Source organism: Pseudoalteromonas nigrifaciens (genome assembly GCF_002221505.1).
Lineage (GTDB): Bacteria > Pseudomonadota > Gammaproteobacteria > Enterobacterales > Alteromonadaceae > Pseudoalteromonas > Pseudoalteromonas nigrifaciens.
Window position 1 is genome coordinate 34046 of sequence record NZ_CP011036.1, and the last position, 17592, is coordinate 51637.

Annotated in this window: 14 protein-coding genes, 2 tRNA genes and 3 rRNA genes; 14 read left to right on the forward strand and 5 right to left on the reverse strand. The window is 42.6% G+C overall.

Annotated elements, in window-relative coordinates:
• Positions 1–3 precede the first annotated feature (3 nt).
• Positions 4–543, reverse strand: a complete 540-nt coding sequence (locus PNIG_RS00170; RefSeq protein WP_011326765.1) for a gamma carbonic anhydrase family protein — start codon at positions 541–543, stop codon at positions 4–6.
• A 592-nt stretch (positions 544–1135) separates the two neighbouring features.
• Between PNIG_RS00170 and PNIG_RS00175 the strand changes: the two genes are divergently transcribed.
• The 13 genes from PNIG_RS00175 to PNIG_RS00235 all read left to right on the forward strand — a co-directional run bounded on the left by PNIG_RS00175 (position 1136) and on the right by PNIG_RS00235 (position 13142).
• Positions 1136–2671, forward strand: a 16S ribosomal RNA gene (locus PNIG_RS00175).
• A gap of 76 nt (positions 2672–2747) precedes the next feature.
• Positions 2748–2824: transfer RNA gene (locus tag PNIG_RS00180), tRNA-Ile, on the forward strand.
• Positions 2825–2935: 111 nt separating this feature from the next.
• Positions 2936–3011, forward strand: a tRNA-Ala gene (locus tag PNIG_RS00185).
• Between the two features lie 306 nt (positions 3012–3317).
• A 23S ribosomal RNA gene (locus PNIG_RS00190) occupies positions 3318–6208 on the forward strand.
• Positions 6209–6353: 145 nt separating this feature from the next.
• A 5S ribosomal RNA gene (gene rrf, locus PNIG_RS00195) occupies positions 6354–6468 on the forward strand.
• Together the 16S, 23S and 5S rRNA genes with 2 tRNA genes alongside form the textbook arrangement of a ribosomal RNA operon.
• A gap of 608 nt (positions 6469–7076) precedes the next feature.
• A complete protein-coding gene (locus PNIG_RS00200) occupies positions 7077–8009 on the forward strand; it encodes a hypothetical protein (RefSeq protein ID WP_011326766.1) in 933 nt (310 codons plus the stop codon).
• 26 nt (positions 8010–8035) lie between these two features.
• Positions 8036–8935, forward strand: coding sequence for a DUF350 domain-containing protein (locus PNIG_RS00205; protein WP_011326767.1), 900 nt, complete (start codon positions 8036–8038; stop codon positions 8933–8935).
• Between the two features lie 4 nt (positions 8936–8939).
• Positions 8940–10661, forward strand: a complete 1722-nt coding sequence (locus PNIG_RS00210; RefSeq protein WP_011326768.1) for a polyamine aminopropyltransferase — start codon at positions 8940–8942, stop codon at positions 10659–10661.
• Positions 10662–10740: 79 nt separating this feature from the next.
• Positions 10741–11154: a YjfI family protein gene (locus tag PNIG_RS00215; protein ID WP_011326769.1), complete on the forward strand. Its 414-nt coding sequence runs from the start codon at positions 10741–10743 to the stop codon at positions 11152–11154.
• Between the two features lie 24 nt (positions 11155–11178).
• The gene (locus tag PNIG_RS00220; protein WP_011326770.1) at positions 11179–11871 is read left to right on the forward strand and encodes a PspA/IM30 family protein; all 693 of its coding nucleotides are present in this window, start codon (positions 11179–11181) and stop codon (positions 11869–11871) included.
• 74 nt (positions 11872–11945) lie between these two features.
• On the forward strand, positions 11946–12584 hold the full coding sequence (locus tag PNIG_RS00225) for a DUF4178 domain-containing protein (protein WP_011326771.1): 639 nt from the start codon (positions 11946–11948) through the stop codon (positions 12582–12584).
• Positions 12581–12901, forward strand: a complete 321-nt coding sequence (locus PNIG_RS00230; protein ID WP_041454305.1) for a hypothetical protein — start codon at positions 12581–12583, stop codon at positions 12899–12901. Before PNIG_RS00225 ends, PNIG_RS00230 begins: the two co-directional genes overlap by 4 nt.
• A 55-nt stretch (positions 12902–12956) precedes the next feature.
• Entirely contained in the window at positions 12957–13142 is a 186-nt protein-coding gene (locus PNIG_RS00235; RefSeq protein ID WP_011326773.1) for a hypothetical protein, read from the forward strand.
• A gap of 25 nt (positions 13143–13167) precedes the next feature.
• On the opposite strand, the gene PNIG_RS00240 is transcribed toward PNIG_RS00235, so the two are convergent.
• The 3 genes from PNIG_RS00240 to PNIG_RS00250 all read right to left on the reverse strand — a co-directional run bounded on the left by PNIG_RS00240 (position 13168) and on the right by PNIG_RS00250 (position 15594).
• Complete coding sequence (locus PNIG_RS00240; protein ID WP_011326774.1) at positions 13168–13572, reverse strand: hypothetical protein; 405 nt, start codon at positions 13570–13572, stop codon at positions 13168–13170.
• Positions 13573–13582: 10 nt separating this feature from the next.
• The gene (locus PNIG_RS00245) at positions 13583–14104 is read right to left on the reverse strand and encodes a hypothetical protein (protein WP_172459217.1); all 522 of its coding nucleotides are present in this window, start codon (positions 14102–14104) and stop codon (positions 13583–13585) included.
• A 113-nt stretch (positions 14105–14217) separates the two neighbouring features.
• Positions 14218–15594 carry a class II fumarate hydratase gene (locus PNIG_RS00250; protein ID WP_011326776.1) on the reverse strand — a complete coding sequence of 459 codons (1377 nt, stop codon included), beginning with the start codon at positions 15592–15594 and terminating at the stop codon, positions 14218–14220.
• Positions 15595–15885: 291 nt separating this feature from the next.
• Here PNIG_RS00250 and PNIG_RS00255 point away from each other — a divergent pair, with 291 nt between their 5' ends.
• A complete protein-coding gene (locus PNIG_RS00255) occupies positions 15886–16476 on the forward strand; it encodes a DUF938 domain-containing protein (RefSeq protein WP_089367530.1) in 591 nt (196 codons plus the stop codon).
• On the opposite strand, the gene PNIG_RS00260 is transcribed toward PNIG_RS00255, so the two are convergent.
• Positions 16453–17592 carry a GNAT family N-acetyltransferase gene (locus PNIG_RS00260; RefSeq protein WP_011326778.1) on the reverse strand — a complete coding sequence of 380 codons (1140 nt, stop codon included), beginning with the start codon at positions 17590–17592 and terminating at the stop codon, positions 16453–16455. The two genes, PNIG_RS00255 and PNIG_RS00260, sit on opposite strands and share 24 nt — an antisense overlap.

Consider the following 17592-nt stretch of genomic DNA (forward strand, 5'->3'; position numbering starts at 1 on the left):
TGCTTATATAACGTCGTCACTTAAGTACTCATTTTTAAGCAGTACATAGTTATCCGCAGATACTTTTAAAAATGTAAGCTCTTGCTCGGTAAGCGCTCGAGCTTGCTTAACTGGACTGCCTACATATAAGTAACCAGACTCCAAACGCTTATTTGGTGGCACCAATGAACCCCCGCCAATAATCACATTATCTTCAACAATGGCATTGTCCATAATAATTGCGCCCATTCCCACCAATATACGATTACCTAACTGACAACCATGTAACATAACTTTGTGCCCAACCGTTACATCATCACCAATTATAAGCGGATAACCTTCGGGGTTACTTTTGGTTGCTCGCGATAAATGCAGCACGCTACCATCTTGTATATTAGTACGCTCACCAATGCGTATATAGTTTACATCACCACGGGCAGCAACTAACGGCCACACGCTGCTATCATCACCCAAAGTAATATCGCCAACCAATACCGATGATTCATCTATATAAACAGACGCATTAAATGAAGGGATAACACCTTTATAAGAACGGATTGTCATATCTGCACCTTTAACTAACAGTTATATTAAATTAAGAGTGTAACAGCAGAGCTTATTTAAGTGCCACAAAAGCAGTAATTGTTTATAAAACTATCAGTTTTAGGCGCTTTAGCTCAGTTACTGAGCGAACGTCGTTTTTTTTTAGTTTTTCAGTAAAAAATGCTTGATCTGTTTTCGGATCTCCCTATAATGCGACCCCACTGAGACGGGAAACGTCAACGCCTAGCGAGACACGAACTACTCAGAGAGTTAAATAAAACTTCGGTTTTAAATTGTCGAAAGAAAGTTTAAAACAAAGTATTGACTCGAAAAATAAAGGATGTATTATACGCATCCCTTGAGACGCTAAAGCGACTCAAAACGTTCTTTAACAATATAAAGCAATCATCTGTGTGGGCACTCGTACAGATTGAGTTCTAACAGCCAAGCTTAGTTCGCTAAGTAAGGCAAACAAATTAGAGTCTCAATTGAAAACTGAGTGACCAACAGAAGTAACTTATTTATAAGTTGCTTCGGCACAGTCAATTCAATATCGAAAGATATTAAAAATAAATTCAGAATTCATTGAGCTGTCGAAAGACATAAAACTTTTTAATTGAAGAGTTTGATCATGGCTCAGATTGAACGCTGGCGGCAGGCCTAACACATGCAAGTCGAGCGGTAACAGAGAGAAGCTTGCTTCTTTGCTGACGAGCGGCGGACGGGTGAGTAATGCTTGGGAACATGCCTTGAGGTGGGGGACAACAGTTGGAAACGACTGCTAATACCGCATAATGTCTACGGACCAAAGGGGGCTTCGGCTCTCGCCTTTAGATTGGCCCAAGTGGGATTAGCTAGTTGGTGAGGTAATGGCTCACCAAGGCGACGATCCCTAGCTGGTTTGAGAGGATGATCAGCCACACTGGGACTGAGACACGGCCCAGACTCCTACGGGAGGCAGCAGTGGGGAATATTGCACAATGGGCGCAAGCCTGATGCAGCCATGCCGCGTGTGTGAAGAAGGCCTTCGGGTTGTAAAGCACTTTCAGTCAGGAGGAAAGGTTAGTAGTTAATACCTGCTAGCTGTGACGTTACTGACAGAAGAAGCACCGGCTAACTCCGTGCCAGCAGCCGCGGTAATACGGAGGGTGCGAGCGTTAATCGGAATTACTGGGCGTAAAGCGTACGCAGGCGGTTTGTTAAGCGAGATGTGAAAGCCCCGGGCTCAACCTGGGAACTGCATTTCGAACTGGCAAACTAGAGTGTGATAGAGGGTGGTAGAATTTCAGGTGTAGCGGTGAAATGCGTAGAGATCTGAAGGAATACCGATGGCGAAGGCAGCCACCTGGGTCAACACTGACGCTCATGTACGAAAGCGTGGGGAGCAAACGGGATTAGATACCCCGGTAGTCCACGCCGTAAACGATGTCTACTAGAAGCTCGGAGCCTCGGTTCTGTTTTTCAAAGCTAACGCATTAAGTAGACCGCCTGGGGAGTACGGCCGCAAGGTTAAAACTCAAATGAATTGACGGGGGCCCGCACAAGCGGTGGAGCATGTGGTTTAATTCGATGCAACGCGAAGAACCTTACCTACACTTGACATACAGAGAACTTACCAGAGATGGTTTGGTGCCTTCGGGAACTCTGATACAGGTGCTGCATGGCTGTCGTCAGCTCGTGTTGTGAGATGTTGGGTTAAGTCCCGCAACGAGCGCAACCCCTATCCTTAGTTGCTAGCAGGTAATGCTGAGAACTCTAAGGAGACTGCCGGTGATAAACCGGAGGAAGGTGGGGACGACGTCAAGTCATCATGGCCCTTACGTGTAGGGCTACACACGTGCTACAATGGCGCATACAGAGTGCTGCGAACTCGCGAGAGTAAGCGAATCACTTAAAGTGCGTCGTAGTCCGGATTGGAGTCTGCAACTCGACTCCATGAAGTCGGAATCGCTAGTAATCGCGTATCAGAATGACGCGGTGAATACGTTCCCGGGCCTTGTACACACCGCCCGTCACACCATGGGAGTGGGTTGCTCCAGAAGTAGATAGTCTAACCCTCGGGAGGACGTTTACCACGGAGTGATTCATGACTGGGGTGAAGTCGTAACAAGGTAGCCCTAGGGGAACCTGGGGCTGGATCACCTCCTTATACGATTTAGAACTTATTTGTTCGTAGTGTCCACACAGATGATTGTTAATTGTAAAGAGAACAACACTTATTGTTTGGGTCTGTAGCTCAGCTGGTTAGAGCGCACCCCTGATAAGGGTGAGGTCGGTAGTTCAAATCTACTCAGACCCACCACTTCTTTTTAATACTTCGTTGTAAGCTTCGTTGTTTAGTAAACTAAACGGCCTCAACTTACGCCTTGTCTTAAAAATAAGTCGGTATACAAACAGTAAGACCAGCATATGTGGGGCTATAGCTCAGCTGGGAGAGCGCCTGCCTTGCACGCAGGAGGTCAGCAGTTCGATCCTGCTTAGCTCCACCACTTTACTTCTTAAAAATAAATATTCTTTATCGGGTCATAAACGACCTGAGAATGAAGTGTGTTTAATTTTGAGAAGTTTTTATTTCTCTTGCTCTTTAAAAATTTGGAAAAGCTGATAATAAAATTCTGATAAATAACATTGTTATTTATCAAGAGTTTTCAAAAGTAAAAAAAGAATGGTAGCAGTACCATTCAGTGCCATTTAATTAACTCTTTGAGTTGATTGATTGGTATCTACTTTAGTATTCAATATTGACTTCTGGCGAAGTTAAACTGTCACACAACAAAGACCCGTTTGGGTTGTATGGTTAAGTGACTAAGCGTACACGGTGGATGCCTTGGCAGTTGGAGGCGATGAAGGACGTATTAACTTGCGATAAGCCTAGTCAAGCTAGTAAAAAGCACTTGAGACTAGGATTTCCGAATGGGGAAACCCACCTGCTTGCAGGTATCGTTAACTGAATACATAGGTTAACGAGGCGAACGCGGAGAACTGAAACATCTAAGTACCCGTAGGAAAAGAAATCAACCGAGATTCCGAAAGTAGCGGCGAGCGAAATCGGAACAGCCCTTAAGCTTATTATGTGTTAATGGAAGGCTGCTGGAAAGCGCCACGATACAGGGTGATAGTCCCGTACATGAAAAGACATTTTAAGTGAAATCGAGTAGGTCGGAGCACGTGAAACTTTGACTGAATATAGGTGGACCATCATCTAAGGCTAAATACTCCCAACTGACCGATAGTGAACCAGTACCGTGAGGGAAAGGCGAAAAGAACCCCTGTGAGGGGAGTGAAATAGAACCTGAAACCGTGTACGTACAAGCAGTAGGAGCCCACTTGTTGGGTGACTGCGTACCTTTTGTATAATGGGTCAGCGACTTATATTTTGTAGCGAGGTTAACCGATTAGGGTAGCCGTAGGGAAACCGAGTCTTAACTGGGCGAATAGTTGCAAGGTATAGACCCGAAACCCGGTGATCTAGCCATGAGCAGGTTGAAGGTTGAGTAACATCAACTGGAGGACCGAACCCACTAACGTTGAAAAGTTAGGGGATGACTTGTGGTTAGGAGTGAAAGGCTAATCAAACCGGGAGATAGCTGGTTCTCCCCGAAATCTATTTAGGTAGAGCCTCGGACGAATACTTACGGGGGTAGAGCACTGTTAAGGCTAGGGGGTCATCCCGACTTACCAACCCTTTGCAAACTCCGAATACCGTAAAGTAATATCCGGGAGACACACGGCGGGTGCTAACGTCCGTCGTGAAGAGGGAAACAACCCAGACCGCCAGCTAAGGTCCCAAAGTCATAGTTAAGTGGGAAACGATGTGGAAAGGCCCAGACAGCCAGGAGGTTGGCTTAGAAGCAGCCATCCTTTAAAGAAAGCGTAATAGCTCACTGGTCGAGTCGGTCTGCGCGGAAGATGTAACGGGGCTAAACTATGCACCGAAGCTGCGGATTCAGAATTTATTCTGAGTGGTAGGGGAGCGTTCTGTAAGCCGTTGAAGGTGACCCGGGAGGGTTGCTGGAGGTATCAGAAGTGCGAATGCTGACATGAGTAACGATAATGGGAGTGAAAAACTCCCACGCCGGAAGACCAAGGGTTCCTATCCCATGTTAATCAGGGTAGGGTAAGTCGACCCCTAAGGCGAGGCCGAAAGGCGTAGTCGATGGGAAACAGATTAATATTTCTGTACTCGATATAATTGCGATGGGGGGACGGAGCAGGCTAAGCAAGCATGGCGTTGGTAGTCCATGTGAAAGTGAGTAGGGCGTTTGTTTAGGTAAATCCGGACGAACACTAAACCTGAGACACGAGACGAGTCACCACGGTGATGAAGTTGCTGATGCCATACTTCCAGGAAAAGCCTCTAAGCTTCAGATTATATGGAATCGTACCCCAAACCGACACAGGTGGTCAGGTAGAGAATACTAAGGCGCTTGAGAGAACTCGGGTGAAGGAACTAGGCAAAATCGTACCGTAACTTCGGGAGAAGGTACGCTCCTATCTGTGATGAGACTTGCTCTCTAAGCGGACGGGAGCCGCAGTGACCAGGTGGCTGGGACTGTTTATTAAAAACACAGCACTGTGCAAAATCGCAAGATGACGTATACGGTGTGACACCTGCCCGGTGCCGGAAGGTTAATTGATGGGGTTATCCTTAGGGAGAAGCTCTTGATCGAAGCCCCGGTAAACGGCGGCCGTAACTATAACGGTCCTAAGGTAGCGAAATTCCTTGTCGGGTAAGTTCCGACCTGCACGAATGGTGTAACCATGGCCACGCTGTCTCCACCCGAGACTCAGTGAAATTGAAATCGCAGTGAAGATGCTGTGTACCCGCGGCTAGACGGAAAGACCCCGTGAACCTTTACTACAGCTTGGCACTGAACATTGAACCTACATGTGTAGGATAGGTGGGAGACTTTGAAGATGAGACGCTAGTTTTGTTGGAGTCAACCTTGAAATACCACCCTTGTAGTTTTGATGTTCTAACGTTGGCCCCTGAATCGGGGTTACGGACAGTGCCTGGTGGGTAGTTTGACTGGGGCGGTCTCCTCCTAAAGAGTAACGGAGGAGCACGAAGGTTGGCTAAGTACGGTCGGACATCGTACGGTTAGTGTAATGGTAGAAGCCAGCTTAACTGCGAGACAGACACGTCGAGCAGGTACGAAAGTAGGTCATAGTGATCCGGTGGTTCTGAATGGAAGGGCCATCGCTCAACGGATAAAAGGTACTCCGGGGATAACAGGCTGATACCGCCCAAGAGTTCATATCGACGGCGGTGTTTGGCACCTCGATGTCGGCTCATCACATCCTGGGGCTGAAGTCGGTCCCAAGGGTATGGCTGTTCGCCATTTAAAGTGGTACGCGAGCTGGGTTTAGAACGTCGTGAGACAGTTCGGTCCCTATCTGCCGTGGGCGTTTGAGAATTGAGAGGGGTTGCTCCTAGTACGAGAGGACCGGAGTGAACGAACCGCTGGTGTTCGGGTTGTCATGCCAATGGCATTGCCCGGTAGCTACGTTCGGAACTGATAAGCGCTGAAAGCATCTAAGCGCGAAGCAGGCCTCGAGATGATTTCTCACTAGAGCTATAAGCTCTCTGAAGGGCCGTTGGAGACTACAACGTTGATAGGCAAGATGTGGAAGTGCTGTGAGGCATTAAGCTAACTTGTACTAATTACCCGTGAGGCTTAACCATACAACGCCAAACGCGTTTTATGTGACAGTTCAAGCAAGAAGTTAATATGACTAAAGTAGATATTTACGCAAAGACTTAAAAAATATTATCAGATATTTTCCAAATTCAGTTAATTTGTAGTGATACGAATTAACGCCCTAATTTGCTTGGTAACAATAGCGTTTTGGACCCACCTGACCCCATGCCGAACTCAGTAGTGAAACGAAACAGCGCCGATGATAGTGTAGCATTTGCTATGTGAAAGTAGGACATTGCCAGGCTCCAAATTGTAAAAAGCCCGAATTTAACGATTCGGGCTTTTTTACGTCTGCAGAAAAGTGAAATGTGGGTGAATAATGTACACAAGTCTCCCGCGTAGGTTGGGCGAGCGTAGCGACACCCGACGATAAAGAGCATCAAAAATAGCTAGATTGTTGCTTTTCTACTGCGTAGTGCATCGATAGCAAATGCTATTTATTAAGTGAGTATATTTATCCATGCTCATACTTGCTCAACTGGATTAAGCTATGGCAAATATGGAGGTAAGAGTATCATTGGCAGGTTTTACATATCTATCAATATGGGTGACTAGGCCAGGCTTCAAATCGAGAAAGCCCGATTGAAAATATTCGGGCTTTTTTACGTCTGCAGAAAAGTGAAGTGTGGGTGAGTGATGTACACAAATCTCCCACGTAGGTCGGGCGAGCGTAGCGACACCCGACGATAAAGAGCATCAAAAATAGCTCAAGGAGCCTGTAGCCTTTAACAATCGTTGTATTCTCAAGTTAGAAATTCATTTTTAAAATCATTTTGTTGCAACTTCACTGTTGGTTTAATAAGTGACCTGTGTAAAACTACTGAGGTTAATTCAGTAAATCAGGTGACATGAATGTCAAATATTAAAGCTTGGAAACTTCTCAGCCTGTTTTGTTTGTTTGCGGTGCTTATGGGTTGCCAATCTAAAGAAGAGCAACTGCAAAAAACAATTCAAGAATCGATTAAAAAAGCGGAGGTTGAGCTATCACAGCTAGGTACTGCGCTTGATAATGGTAGTTTGCGTAATGCATTATTACTTAAAGAATACGGTGTTCAGCTTAAAAATCAGCAACCAGAACTTTCAAAAGTTGTTGATGTCATTACCCTTGACGCCACTCGTCAAGGTGCACTTTATAGTGGTTTAACACAGCGACTTAAAGATATTAAGGGCACCTACCTTATTCCTCCTTACGAAGATACTTTGCACAGTATTGACTTATTGCGCGAAGCTGCAAAGCCTACGTTATTTTCAGATGCGTTAACCGATCCTATTAATATGCTTGCGGATATGTCTAAAGGTAATTTAGCGCGTATTGGTGCTATTAGTCAGCAAGCTGAAGGCGCTGGAGTTGGTAACCAAATGGTGGGTAATCCTAATTATGGTAACTGGCAATCTAACAGCAATGGTACTAGCTTTTGGCAATGGTACGGTATGTATCGTATTTTAGGGGATGTATTCAATCGTGTTGAATATGGTAGCTGGAGCCGAGGTCGTAAATATAGTTATTACAATGATTACGGCCGCACGCGCTACTCAAGCCCAAAACAAATTAAAGCGCAGAGCACGCTAGAAACACGTACGCGTCAATCATATCAACGCCAAGGTAAGCAGTTTACTAGCCCTTATGCGAGCAAAAAAACGGGGGCGTCAGGCTTAAGCCGAAGTAGCTACACACCACCTAAAAGTCGCAGTAGTTATTCTCGTTCGAGTAGTTATAGCAATAACTCGGGCTCAGTTCGTAACAGCGGTAGTAGAACCTCTCGTGGCGTGAGCCGTGGTAAGTAAAAGAATAAAGTTGGAGTTAGAGTAATATGTATGAATTTAATGGAATAACAATGTGGTCACTACAAGCGCTGGCGATTGATTTTGCAATTATTGTTTTGCTGTTTGTGAGTCTTAAATATATTAAGGGTTGGGTATCTAACCTGCATGCTAATGATGAAATTACTGAGCGTGATAACTTTGCATTTGGTATTAGTTTTGCTGCGGGTTTAGTTGCATTGGCGATTGTGCTTACAGGTGTAAGCAGCGGTGCTTTTGCAGTGTCATTACAGCAAGAAGCTCTGCAAATGTTGGGCTATGGTGCACTGGCTATTTTACTTATTAAGCTTGGGCATTTCTTTCAAGATAAAGTTGCGCTGCGTAAAGTGAGCTTACATAGCGAAATAGTTAAAGGTAACGTGACTGCGGCTGTTATCGACTTTGGCCACGTTGTTAGTGTCGCCATTGTAATTCGCTCGGCATTGCTGTGGGTGGCTACCGACGGTTGGCATGGTTTACCAATTGTGGTTGCTGCTTTTGTTATTGGCAGCCTAGTGCTGTTGTTAGTGAGCCAATATCGCGTACAGCTGTTTAAGCGCACCAATAAAAGTGGTGATTGCTTACAACAAGCAATTATTGATGGCAACTTAGCCGTGGGTATTCGTTATGCCGGTTTTTTAATTGGCAGCGCATTAGCCATTACCGCAGCAACGGGGATTGCGCCTTATGTAGCCGATAATATTAATGCGAGTTTGTTGTACTGGGCTATAAGTGCAGTAGTTAGTTTACTGGTATTTATTATTTTGCACTTAGTGACAATTAAAATAATTTTATCTGGCTGTGATATTTCAGATGAAGTGAACCGTCAAAAAAATGTGGGTGTAGCCGCTATTTCTGCAGCGTTATCATTTGCGGTAGGTATAACTATGGCAACACTATTAGGCGCATAATCGAGTGTCATCAACTATAAAAAGCCCAAGTAAATTTAGTTTACTTGGGCACGATATTTTACTTATTACCGTTATGGCCGTACTCGCAGGGTGTGGCCTTATTTATGAATACTTACTGTCTCATTATGCGGGGCGGGTACTTGGCTCAGTAGAAAGCGCTATTTATGCGATGATCGGCACTATGATAGTAGCAATGGGCATTGGCGCATTTTTAGCACGTTGGTTTAAAGATGCATTTACCGCCTTTGCTTGGCTAGAAAGTATAATTGCTTTGATTGGTATGGGCTGTATTTTAGCCATTGCCGGCGTTATTGCTGTTAGCTATTCACTGCCGCATATGTTTTCGAGTATTTTTAATTTACCTCCCGACGTAGTACTCAATGGCTATGTATTTCAAAAGCTACAAGAGTGGTCGCGTTTTTTACCCTATGTATTTGGCCTTATACTTGGCTTGTTTATTGGTATGGAAATACCGCTTATTGCGCGTATTCGTCAGCATGTTTATGGCCGTTTTTTAGAAAATAACGCAGGAACAATTTATGGTGCCGACTATATAGGCGCCGGAATTGGCGCGGCTATTTGGGTTAGCATTATGTTGTCTATGCCCATAATGCAAGCAGCCGCGTGGACTGCGCTGTTTAATATAATTGCTGGGCTTGCTTTTTTATGGCGGTATCACACCTATGTACGCTTTGCCAAACTGTTATTAGCGTGTCACCTGTTATTACTAGTATTATTTGCGTTTATATTGGTATTGGGCAGTAGTTGGATGGATAACTTGAGCAATGTTTTATACAAAGACAAGGTTATTTATTCTCAAGCCACTAAATATCAACATGTGGTACTAACCGAGCGGTTAAGTAAAAATCAGCCGCAGCCAATAACCGATTTATACTTAAATGGGCGCTTACAGTTCTCTAGTGTTGATGAGCAAATATATCATTCAATGTTAGTTTACCCGGCTATGTTGGCGTCAAACCGTCATGAGCGGGTACTGATCATTGGCGGTGGCGATGGGCTGGCACTTAGAGATGTTTTAAAGTGGCCGGTGAGCAAAGTAACCCTGATTGACCTTGATGGGCAATTGCTTAATTTGTTTGGCCATAAAGATGCTGAATTTACTTCGCCTGAAGATATTAGCCAGCGGTTGTTAAGCCTTAATAGCAAATCTATGCATGATCCGCGTGCAGATATTATTGTTGGTGATGCCTTTTTAGAAGTTGAAAAGTTGCTCGATCAGGCAAAGCAATTTGATACTATTTTAATTGATTTACCTGACCCTAATCATCCCGATTTAAATAAAATGTATAGTGACTACTTTTATAATCATGTACGCCAATTACTAGCACCAGATGGCGCAATGGCGGTGCAGTCAACTTCGCCTTATCATGCTAAAAAAGCCTTTTTAAGTATTGCTAAAACGGTTAAAGCGGCTGGATTTGAATATGTAGAGCAGTATCAACAAAACATTCCTTCATTTGGACAGTGGGGCTGGACTATAGCTACCAAAATGGGGCAATCGGCTAGTGGGCGAATCAACGATGTAACCGCAATGCCGATACCATCAAGGTGGATCAGTAAAGAATATTTACTGGCTAGTTTTATTTTTCCGAATAATTATTTCGAACATATTAAAGATATTGAAGTCAATAGGTTAGGCTCTGGCCAACTGTACGATTATTACCGTACAGCATGGCAAATAGAAAGCGAGTTGTATAAAAACTAATAAAACATGGTTGACATAATATGTCAGCCATGAGAATCTTAACTCAGACATAATATGTCAAACGACAAAAGGCAGAGACATGGAATTAAATGAACTTTCAATAAAATTAGCTTCTTTTGAAACAGAAGGCGCTAACTTTGAGTCTTTCTTGATTGCTAATCCAGGTGAGCAAGATGTATTACAAGTCATTGTTGATGAAAATGATGAGCTTCCAATTTTTGTTACGCAAACACAAGAGCAGTTATTATGCATTAGCTACTTGTTTGACGAAGATGAAGTTAAGCCGGAATTACGTAACGAGTTAAACGAAACATTACTACGTTTAAACGTGCCAATTCCATTAAGTGCATTTGCTAAAATCGATAATAAATACGCGATTTTTGGCGCACTGTCGGTAAATTCATCATTAGATGACATTACCCACGAACTAGTGACATTAGCCGATAATGCTATTGATGCACTAGAAGCCGTGACCATGTATTTAAACGATTAGTAGCGATTTAGTGGAGTTAAGATTATGAGTATTTTAAAAAAATTATTTACAGCAGTACGTGGCGGCGCGCGTGAAGCAGGCGAAGCAATTGTAGATAAAAACGGTATCCGTATTTTTGAGCAAGAAATTGCAGATGCACAAAATGCTTTGCACCGTGCTAAAAAAAGCCTAACAGAAGTTATGGCGAAAGAAATGCAAACTAAGCGTAAAATTAGCGCTGTAGATGCATCTATTGCTGAGCATGAAGCTTATGCTGGGCAAGCGCTGGAAAAAGGCAACGAAGCTTTAGCATTAGAAATTGCAGAAAAAATTGGCGAGTTTGAAGCTGAAAAAGCAGAGAACGAACAAGTATTATCTGGTTTTAGCAATCATATTGTAGCGCTTAAACAGCAAGTTAAAGAAGCTGAAAAGTCGATTAAAGAAAACCAACGCCAGCTAACTATGGTTAAAACCACAGAAAGCGTGCAACAAGCTACTATGGCTGTAAACAGCACATTAAACACTAACAGCTCGTCTATGACATCGGCTCGCCAATCACTTGAGCGTATTAAGCAACGCCAGCAAGACCGTCAAGATCAGTTAGGTGCAGCTAAAGAGCTTGAAGCCGATGTAAACGGCGACGATTTAAAAGCGAAAATGGCAGAAGCCGGAATTGGCGACAGCAGTCCAAAAAGTGCTGATATTTTAGCGCGTATTAAAGCCAAGCAAAATAGCTAATAATTACGTTCATATTTAAAAAGGTAACCAGGCTTTAGCTTAGTTACCTTTTTTGCTTAGAAGGCAGCCTTCCTATGTTTAATTTTTTCAAATCTAAAAAAGAGCCAGAGCGTCAGCTTAATCATGCCAGTGAGCTTAAAAAAGGTGACATGTTTACTGTCATCGATTCATTTGCTTATCCAGCGTGGTTAAAAGGGCAAACTCTTCGCGTTATTGATATACAAACTTACCAGTATCAACACAGTAGTGACACTGAGTTTGTGTTGGAAAGTGACAGCGGCCAAGTGGTATTTTTACAAATAGAGCAAGAAGATGGTGAGCAATGGGCTAACTTTTCTATAAAAGTACAACGTGATGAAGTAGAAGATATATTTGGCCTTGATCAGTTTGCGCGTATTTTTGATGAAGAGTCTTTAACGCATATCACAGTGCAAAATATACCAGAGCGTTTTACGCAGTTTTTAGCTAACAGCTATCAGCAAAGCGAATCGCCATTTGTGTGTTATTTTCATAATAAAGACTATCGCAATCAAGCTCTTCCACGTTATGAGCAAGAAGGTGGTGAGCTGTGTGAAATGATTTGTTTAGAGTCTGATGATAAAGGCTTTGGTTTAAATATTGAGATTTGGGATGGTGGCGAAACCGAAGTATCGCTTACCTTAACGCGGCCAATTACCGACATTGTTGACTTGTTTCCAGGAGACGCTAAGTGAGTGATGCTAAAGAAAAGTGGTTACGCCAAGAGCAGGCAGTGCGTGCCACGCAAATGGCATTTGATCTAAGTAGCGAAGTACAAAAGTCGATAAAAAAGCAAGCGATTGATCAAGAGCTAACACCTTCAGATATGATCCGCAAAATACTCGGTTTGGATGTAAAGTCTAAAAAAACCCGACAGCGTCTATCGTTTAATTTAAACGACGATGAAATAGCACAGCTTGCAAGCCGTTTTGATGTGCAAAGTGATGATAAGCGCGTAGTAAAGCAACGCGTTGCAGAACTTTTGATTGCTCATACAAAAAAAATTAAGTAGTTTTATGTTATAGACGCTATGCCCTTAAACTAAAAAGATAAAATAACGAGTTGCCGTGAATATAATTTTAATTGCTTACTTACTAATTTTTGCATTATTTGGTACTGCGGCAAGCTACTTTGTGCGTTTTATTTATGCGTATTGGGTGCTTAACAAAATGCCAATGCACTATATTATTAAGGCGGGGATTTGTTTAGTAATGGTGGTAATTATTTCAGCGTTAATCCCATATTTAGGATAACGCTGAAATTAAATTGTTTGCAGCATTATTTTATTTCAAAAGGTTGGCATTGCTGATTAATACATAGTGATTGTACTTCAAGCACTGATGGGCAGTCAGTTAAGCCTTGTGCCTTATTTAGCGTGTTTTCTTGTGCTGTTATTTGCTGTGCAATCTGCTCAGCTTGTTCTTGTTGGGTATTAAGTGTTGAGTACACCGTATACTTACTTGGCCCACCGCACGCACGCGCACCTACTTCAAGCACTTTACATTGAAAGCTAGCTGTACAGCTATTGTTACTAACAATATCGTTAAGTTGACTATTAAGACTCGCTAAACTCGTTCCGTGATCATTGCTTGACGATGTTGTGCTAGCACAGCCGCTCAGTAACAAAATACTAGTAGCAATACTTACAATTGATAGTTTAATTGCTGATGGCAAACAACTCATAACCTTATCCTTAAAATACACTTACTGCTGAGCCTTCAAGTTTAACACATTTATTTTCTACACACTGCGTGCTTGGCGCAGTTAAATGTTGGCAAATACTGACCATTTGATTTTGGGCATTATAGTTACTTTCAAAAGTAGTGATTTTTTTACTTAATGCAGTGACTTGCTCAGTTGTTGCTGTTGTCGTTGAATACACTATATAACTACTTGGGCCGCCACATGCTCGGCTACCTACAGCTTCTACTTGGCACTGCGTACTGCTATCACATTGTTTATTAGCAATGAGCGTATTTAATTCATTTTTAGCTGTTTTAATGTCATCAAGAGTAACTGTTTTCATGGCAGTATTTGATAGTTTTTCGGCTGGGGCATGTAATTCTGCTTTGTTACTTTTTTGCAGTTGTTGTAGTTTTTGCTGCGATGACGTTGTTGCTTCGCTGGCAGTTGTTTTTTCTGTTTCTGCTACGGGGTTATCTAAACAAGCGGTTAAACACAGTGGTAAAAATATAGCTAGCAATGGTGTACGCATAACAAATCCTGATAGTGGTGAATTATTCACCACTATCATACACTGTGCATTTGTTACGGCAATAAAAACTCTATTATCAAGCAATTAAAGCCGTTATTAATTACTGTGAATATTTACAGCCCGCCTTGGGTTAACTTGCTGGGGTTAAGTAGCTTTTCGAGCTCGCTGCGCGATAAATCAGTTTCTTGCTCGGCAACATCAATAATTGGGCGAGCTTCTTTATATGCTTGTTTCGCTATTTTGGCTGCTTTTTCATAACCGATCACCGGATTTAGCGCGGTTACTAAAATAGGATTTTTAGCCAGTGCCTTATCAATATTTAGCTGATTTACTGTAAAGCTAGCAATGGCTTTATCTCCCAGTGCTTGGGCGCTATTAGCGAGTAACTCTATACTTTGTAAAATATTATAAGCAATTACCGGCAGCATTACATTTAGCTCAAAATTACCTGCTTGGCCGGCAACGGTAATTGTAGCGTCGTTACCAATTACTTGGGCGCTCACCATAGCTGCCGCTTCGGGGATCACTGGGTTTACTTTGCCGGGCATAATAGATGATCCGGGTTGCAGTGCTTCAAGCTCTATTTCACCTAAACCAGCTAATGGACCAGAGTTCATCCAGCGCAAGTCGTTGGCTATTTTCATTTGCGCTACAGCAAGTACTTTTAATTGCCCTGAAAGCGCGACAATGGCATCTTGCGAACCAATATTGTAAAAAAAGTTACTGCTAGGCGTAAATCTAATACCTACGTTGGCACTGAGATTTTTAGCAAATAGCGGTGCAAATTGTGGATCGGCATTAATACCTGTTCCTACAGCGGTACCACCTTGCGCTAGTTCGCAAACACGCTCTAGGCTATGCCTTATACCAGCCGCGGCATGGTTAATTTGCGTTTGCCAGGCACTTAGAGTTTGCCCAAAAGTAACCGGCATAGCATCCATTAAATGAGTGCGGCCGGTTTTTACTATAGCGCCAACCTCGGCTTTTTTGTGTTCTAAATGCTGTGATAGTTTTTCTAGTGAAGGGAGTAATTCGTACACCACATTTATTGCGCTGCTCAGGGCAATGGCAGTAGGGATCACATCGTTAGAGCTTTGCCCCATGTTTACATCATCATTAGGATGAATGCTTTCATCGCCTAGCCGGCTTGCTAAAGTGGCAATCACTTCATTGGCATTCATATTTGAGCTAGTACCCGAGCCAGTTTGAAATATATCGACCGGGAAATGCTCATAATGGCTACCATCAATAATTTCTTGGCATGCTTGCTCTATTGCTTTAGCTTTAGTTTTGCTTAGGTGCCCAAGCTCAAAGTTGCTCTGCGCTGCCGCTTGTTTAATGTAAGCAAGGGCGGTTATAAACTGCTTAGGCATAGCTAAACCACTGATGGCAAAATTATTCACAGCGCGCTGAGTTTGCGCTTGATATAGTGCATTAGCAGGGACTTGTAACTCGCCCATGCTATCTGATTCTGTTCTAAACTGAGTCATAATATTCTTCCTTAAAAGGATTAAACCAGCGGCTGAGAATGCTCATTACGCACTCGCTTGGTAATTATTTATTGTAAGTAAACCTTGTACTCTATCTGTAGGCTGGTGTGGTAAATTGCAAGGGTTATTTGATAATAGTTATCATTACATTTTGAGCTAGGTGTTTCAATGTAAAGTACAGCTATAAAAGTATAGATTAATTAACTGGCTTTAAAGCGTACATTAGCGCACGACAAAATACGCTAAATTTGTTTTACTGTTGCGCATCAGTCTTTAACCTTGAGAGTAAAAATGATCAAGCCATTCTCACAAGCGTGTGAAAATAATAAACAGCCTATTTTAGCGCAGTTAAAATCTGTGTTAGCGAATGCCAAAACGGTGCTCGAAATAGGCTCAGGTACAGGTCAGCACAGCGTGTACTTTGCTCAGCAGTTGCCGCATTTACAATGGTATAGCAGCGACAGAGCGATTAATCATGAAGGTATTAATTTATGGCACCGCGAGGTTAATTTAACCAATTTACATGCTCCCCTTGAACTTGACTTAAACAATGCGTGGCCAATAGATAAAGTGGATGCTATTTACACGGCTAATACTTTTCATATTGTAAGCTGGCAACTTGTAGAGCATTTTTTTGCGGGTGTAAAACAGCATTTAAATGACCAAGGCATAGTATGTATTTACGGGCCATTTAAATATAAAGGCGAGTTTACTAGCCAAAGTAATAACGACTTTAATCGCTTTTTAATAGAGCGCGACCCACTTAGCGGTATTAGAGATTTTGCAGCAGTTGAGCTATTAGCAAAGCAAGCAGGGCTAACGTTAATAAGTGATATAGCCATGCCTGCTAATAATCAGTTACTGATTTTTAAACGGCAGTAATGCGCTGCATTGATCTTTATAAATATTAATATGCTGGCGTTCACGTTTTAAGTAATCGCTAATTGCGTTGCTAAAGTTATTATCAACTATATGGTGAGCTGAGTAGGTTAATACAGGGGCAAAACCGCGTGCTATTTTATGCTCACCTTGTGCCCCTGAATGAAAACAGCTGAGGTTATGCTTTATTGCAAACTCAATCCCTTGGTAATAGCATAGTTCAAAGTGCAGAGAATCTACCTCTTCGCTTGCCCCCCAATACCGCCCATACAGTGTATCTGCTCCTATTAGGCTAAGGGTTGCGGCAATAATAGCGTCTTCTTTTTTGGCTAGCATAATGACTAGCTTGTCGGCCATTAGCGCATGTAAAAGCTTAAAAAAGGGCATATTTAAATAGCCTAAGTGGCCAGAGCGTTTTAAATAAGTACGTTGATAAAATTCGCAAAATAGCTGCATAATTTCAGGCGTAATTTGCATCCCTTGCAGCCATTCAATAGTAATGTTTTGTTGGGTTATTTTGCTGCGTTCTTTTTTTAGTGATTTACGCTTACGTGAATTAAGCGTATTTAAAAAATCGTCAAAGCATGTAAAGCCTTTATTAAACCACTGAAATTGCACACCCACTCTAAGCATAGCGTGTTGCTCAGTGAGGTGTGTGGCTTGGGCTAAGTTGCAAAAATTAACGTGCCAACCAGACCAGCCTTGCTCTTTGCTGTGCAGGTTTAGTAACTCTGTAATGTATTTATACACTAAACTAGGATTGCTGTGCTCTATAGCAATACGGCTACCTTCAATGGGGCAAAATGGCACACCGCATAACCATTTAGGGTAGTACTCTAAGCCATGTTTCTCGTATGCTTCTGCCCAGGCCCAATCAAACACATATTCACCGTAAGAGTGGCTTTTTAAATAGCCAGGTGCCAGCGCAATAATATTTTCGCCCTCAAAAATAGCTAAGTGATAAGGCTGCCAACCACTTTGTTGATTAACACACTGACTTTGCTCTAATGCGTATAAAAAAGCATGTTGGGTAAATGGCTCGTCGCCAAACAAACGTTGCCAATGCGCTCGCTCTATTTGATTAATACTACTAAACCATTGATGCGAAAATGTCGCCAT

Excerpts from the sequence above, each read along its gene's own strand:
- PNIG_RS00205 (WP_011326767.1), top strand. The coding sequence starts at position 8,036 with ATGTATGAATTTAATGGAATAACAATGTGGTCACTACAAGCGCTGGCG.
- PNIG_RS00260 (WP_011326778.1), bottom strand. The coding sequence starts at position 17,592 with ATGGCGACATTTTCGCATCAATGGTTTAGTAGTATTAATCAAATAGAG.
- PNIG_RS00225 (WP_011326771.1), top strand. The coding sequence starts at position 11,946 with ATGTTTAATTTTTTCAAATCTAAAAAAGAGCCAGAGCGTCAGCTTAAT.
- PNIG_RS00200 (WP_011326766.1), top strand. The coding sequence starts at position 7,077 with ATGTCAAATATTAAAGCTTGGAAACTTCTCAGCCTGTTTTGTTTGTTT.
- PNIG_RS00250 (WP_011326776.1), bottom strand. The coding sequence starts at position 15,594 with ATGACTCAGTTTAGAACAGAATCAGATAGCATGGGCGAGTTACAAGTC.
- PNIG_RS00255 (WP_089367530.1), top strand. The coding sequence starts at position 15,886 with ATGATCAAGCCATTCTCACAAGCGTGTGAAAATAATAAACAGCCTATT.
- PNIG_RS00220 (WP_011326770.1), top strand. The coding sequence starts at position 11,179 with ATGAGTATTTTAAAAAAATTATTTACAGCAGTACGTGGCGGCGCGCGT.
- PNIG_RS00240 (WP_011326774.1), bottom strand. The coding sequence starts at position 13,572 with ATGAGTTGTTTGCCATCAGCAATTAAACTATCAATTGTAAGTATTGCT.
- PNIG_RS00245 (WP_172459217.1), bottom strand. The coding sequence starts at position 14,104 with ATGCGTACACCATTGCTAGCTATATTTTTACCACTGTGTTTAACCGCT.
- PNIG_RS00170 (WP_011326765.1), bottom strand. The coding sequence starts at position 543 with ATGACAATCCGTTCTTATAAAGGTGTTATCCCTTCATTTAATGCGTCT.
- PNIG_RS00215 (WP_011326769.1), top strand. The coding sequence starts at position 10,741 with ATGGAATTAAATGAACTTTCAATAAAATTAGCTTCTTTTGAAACAGAA.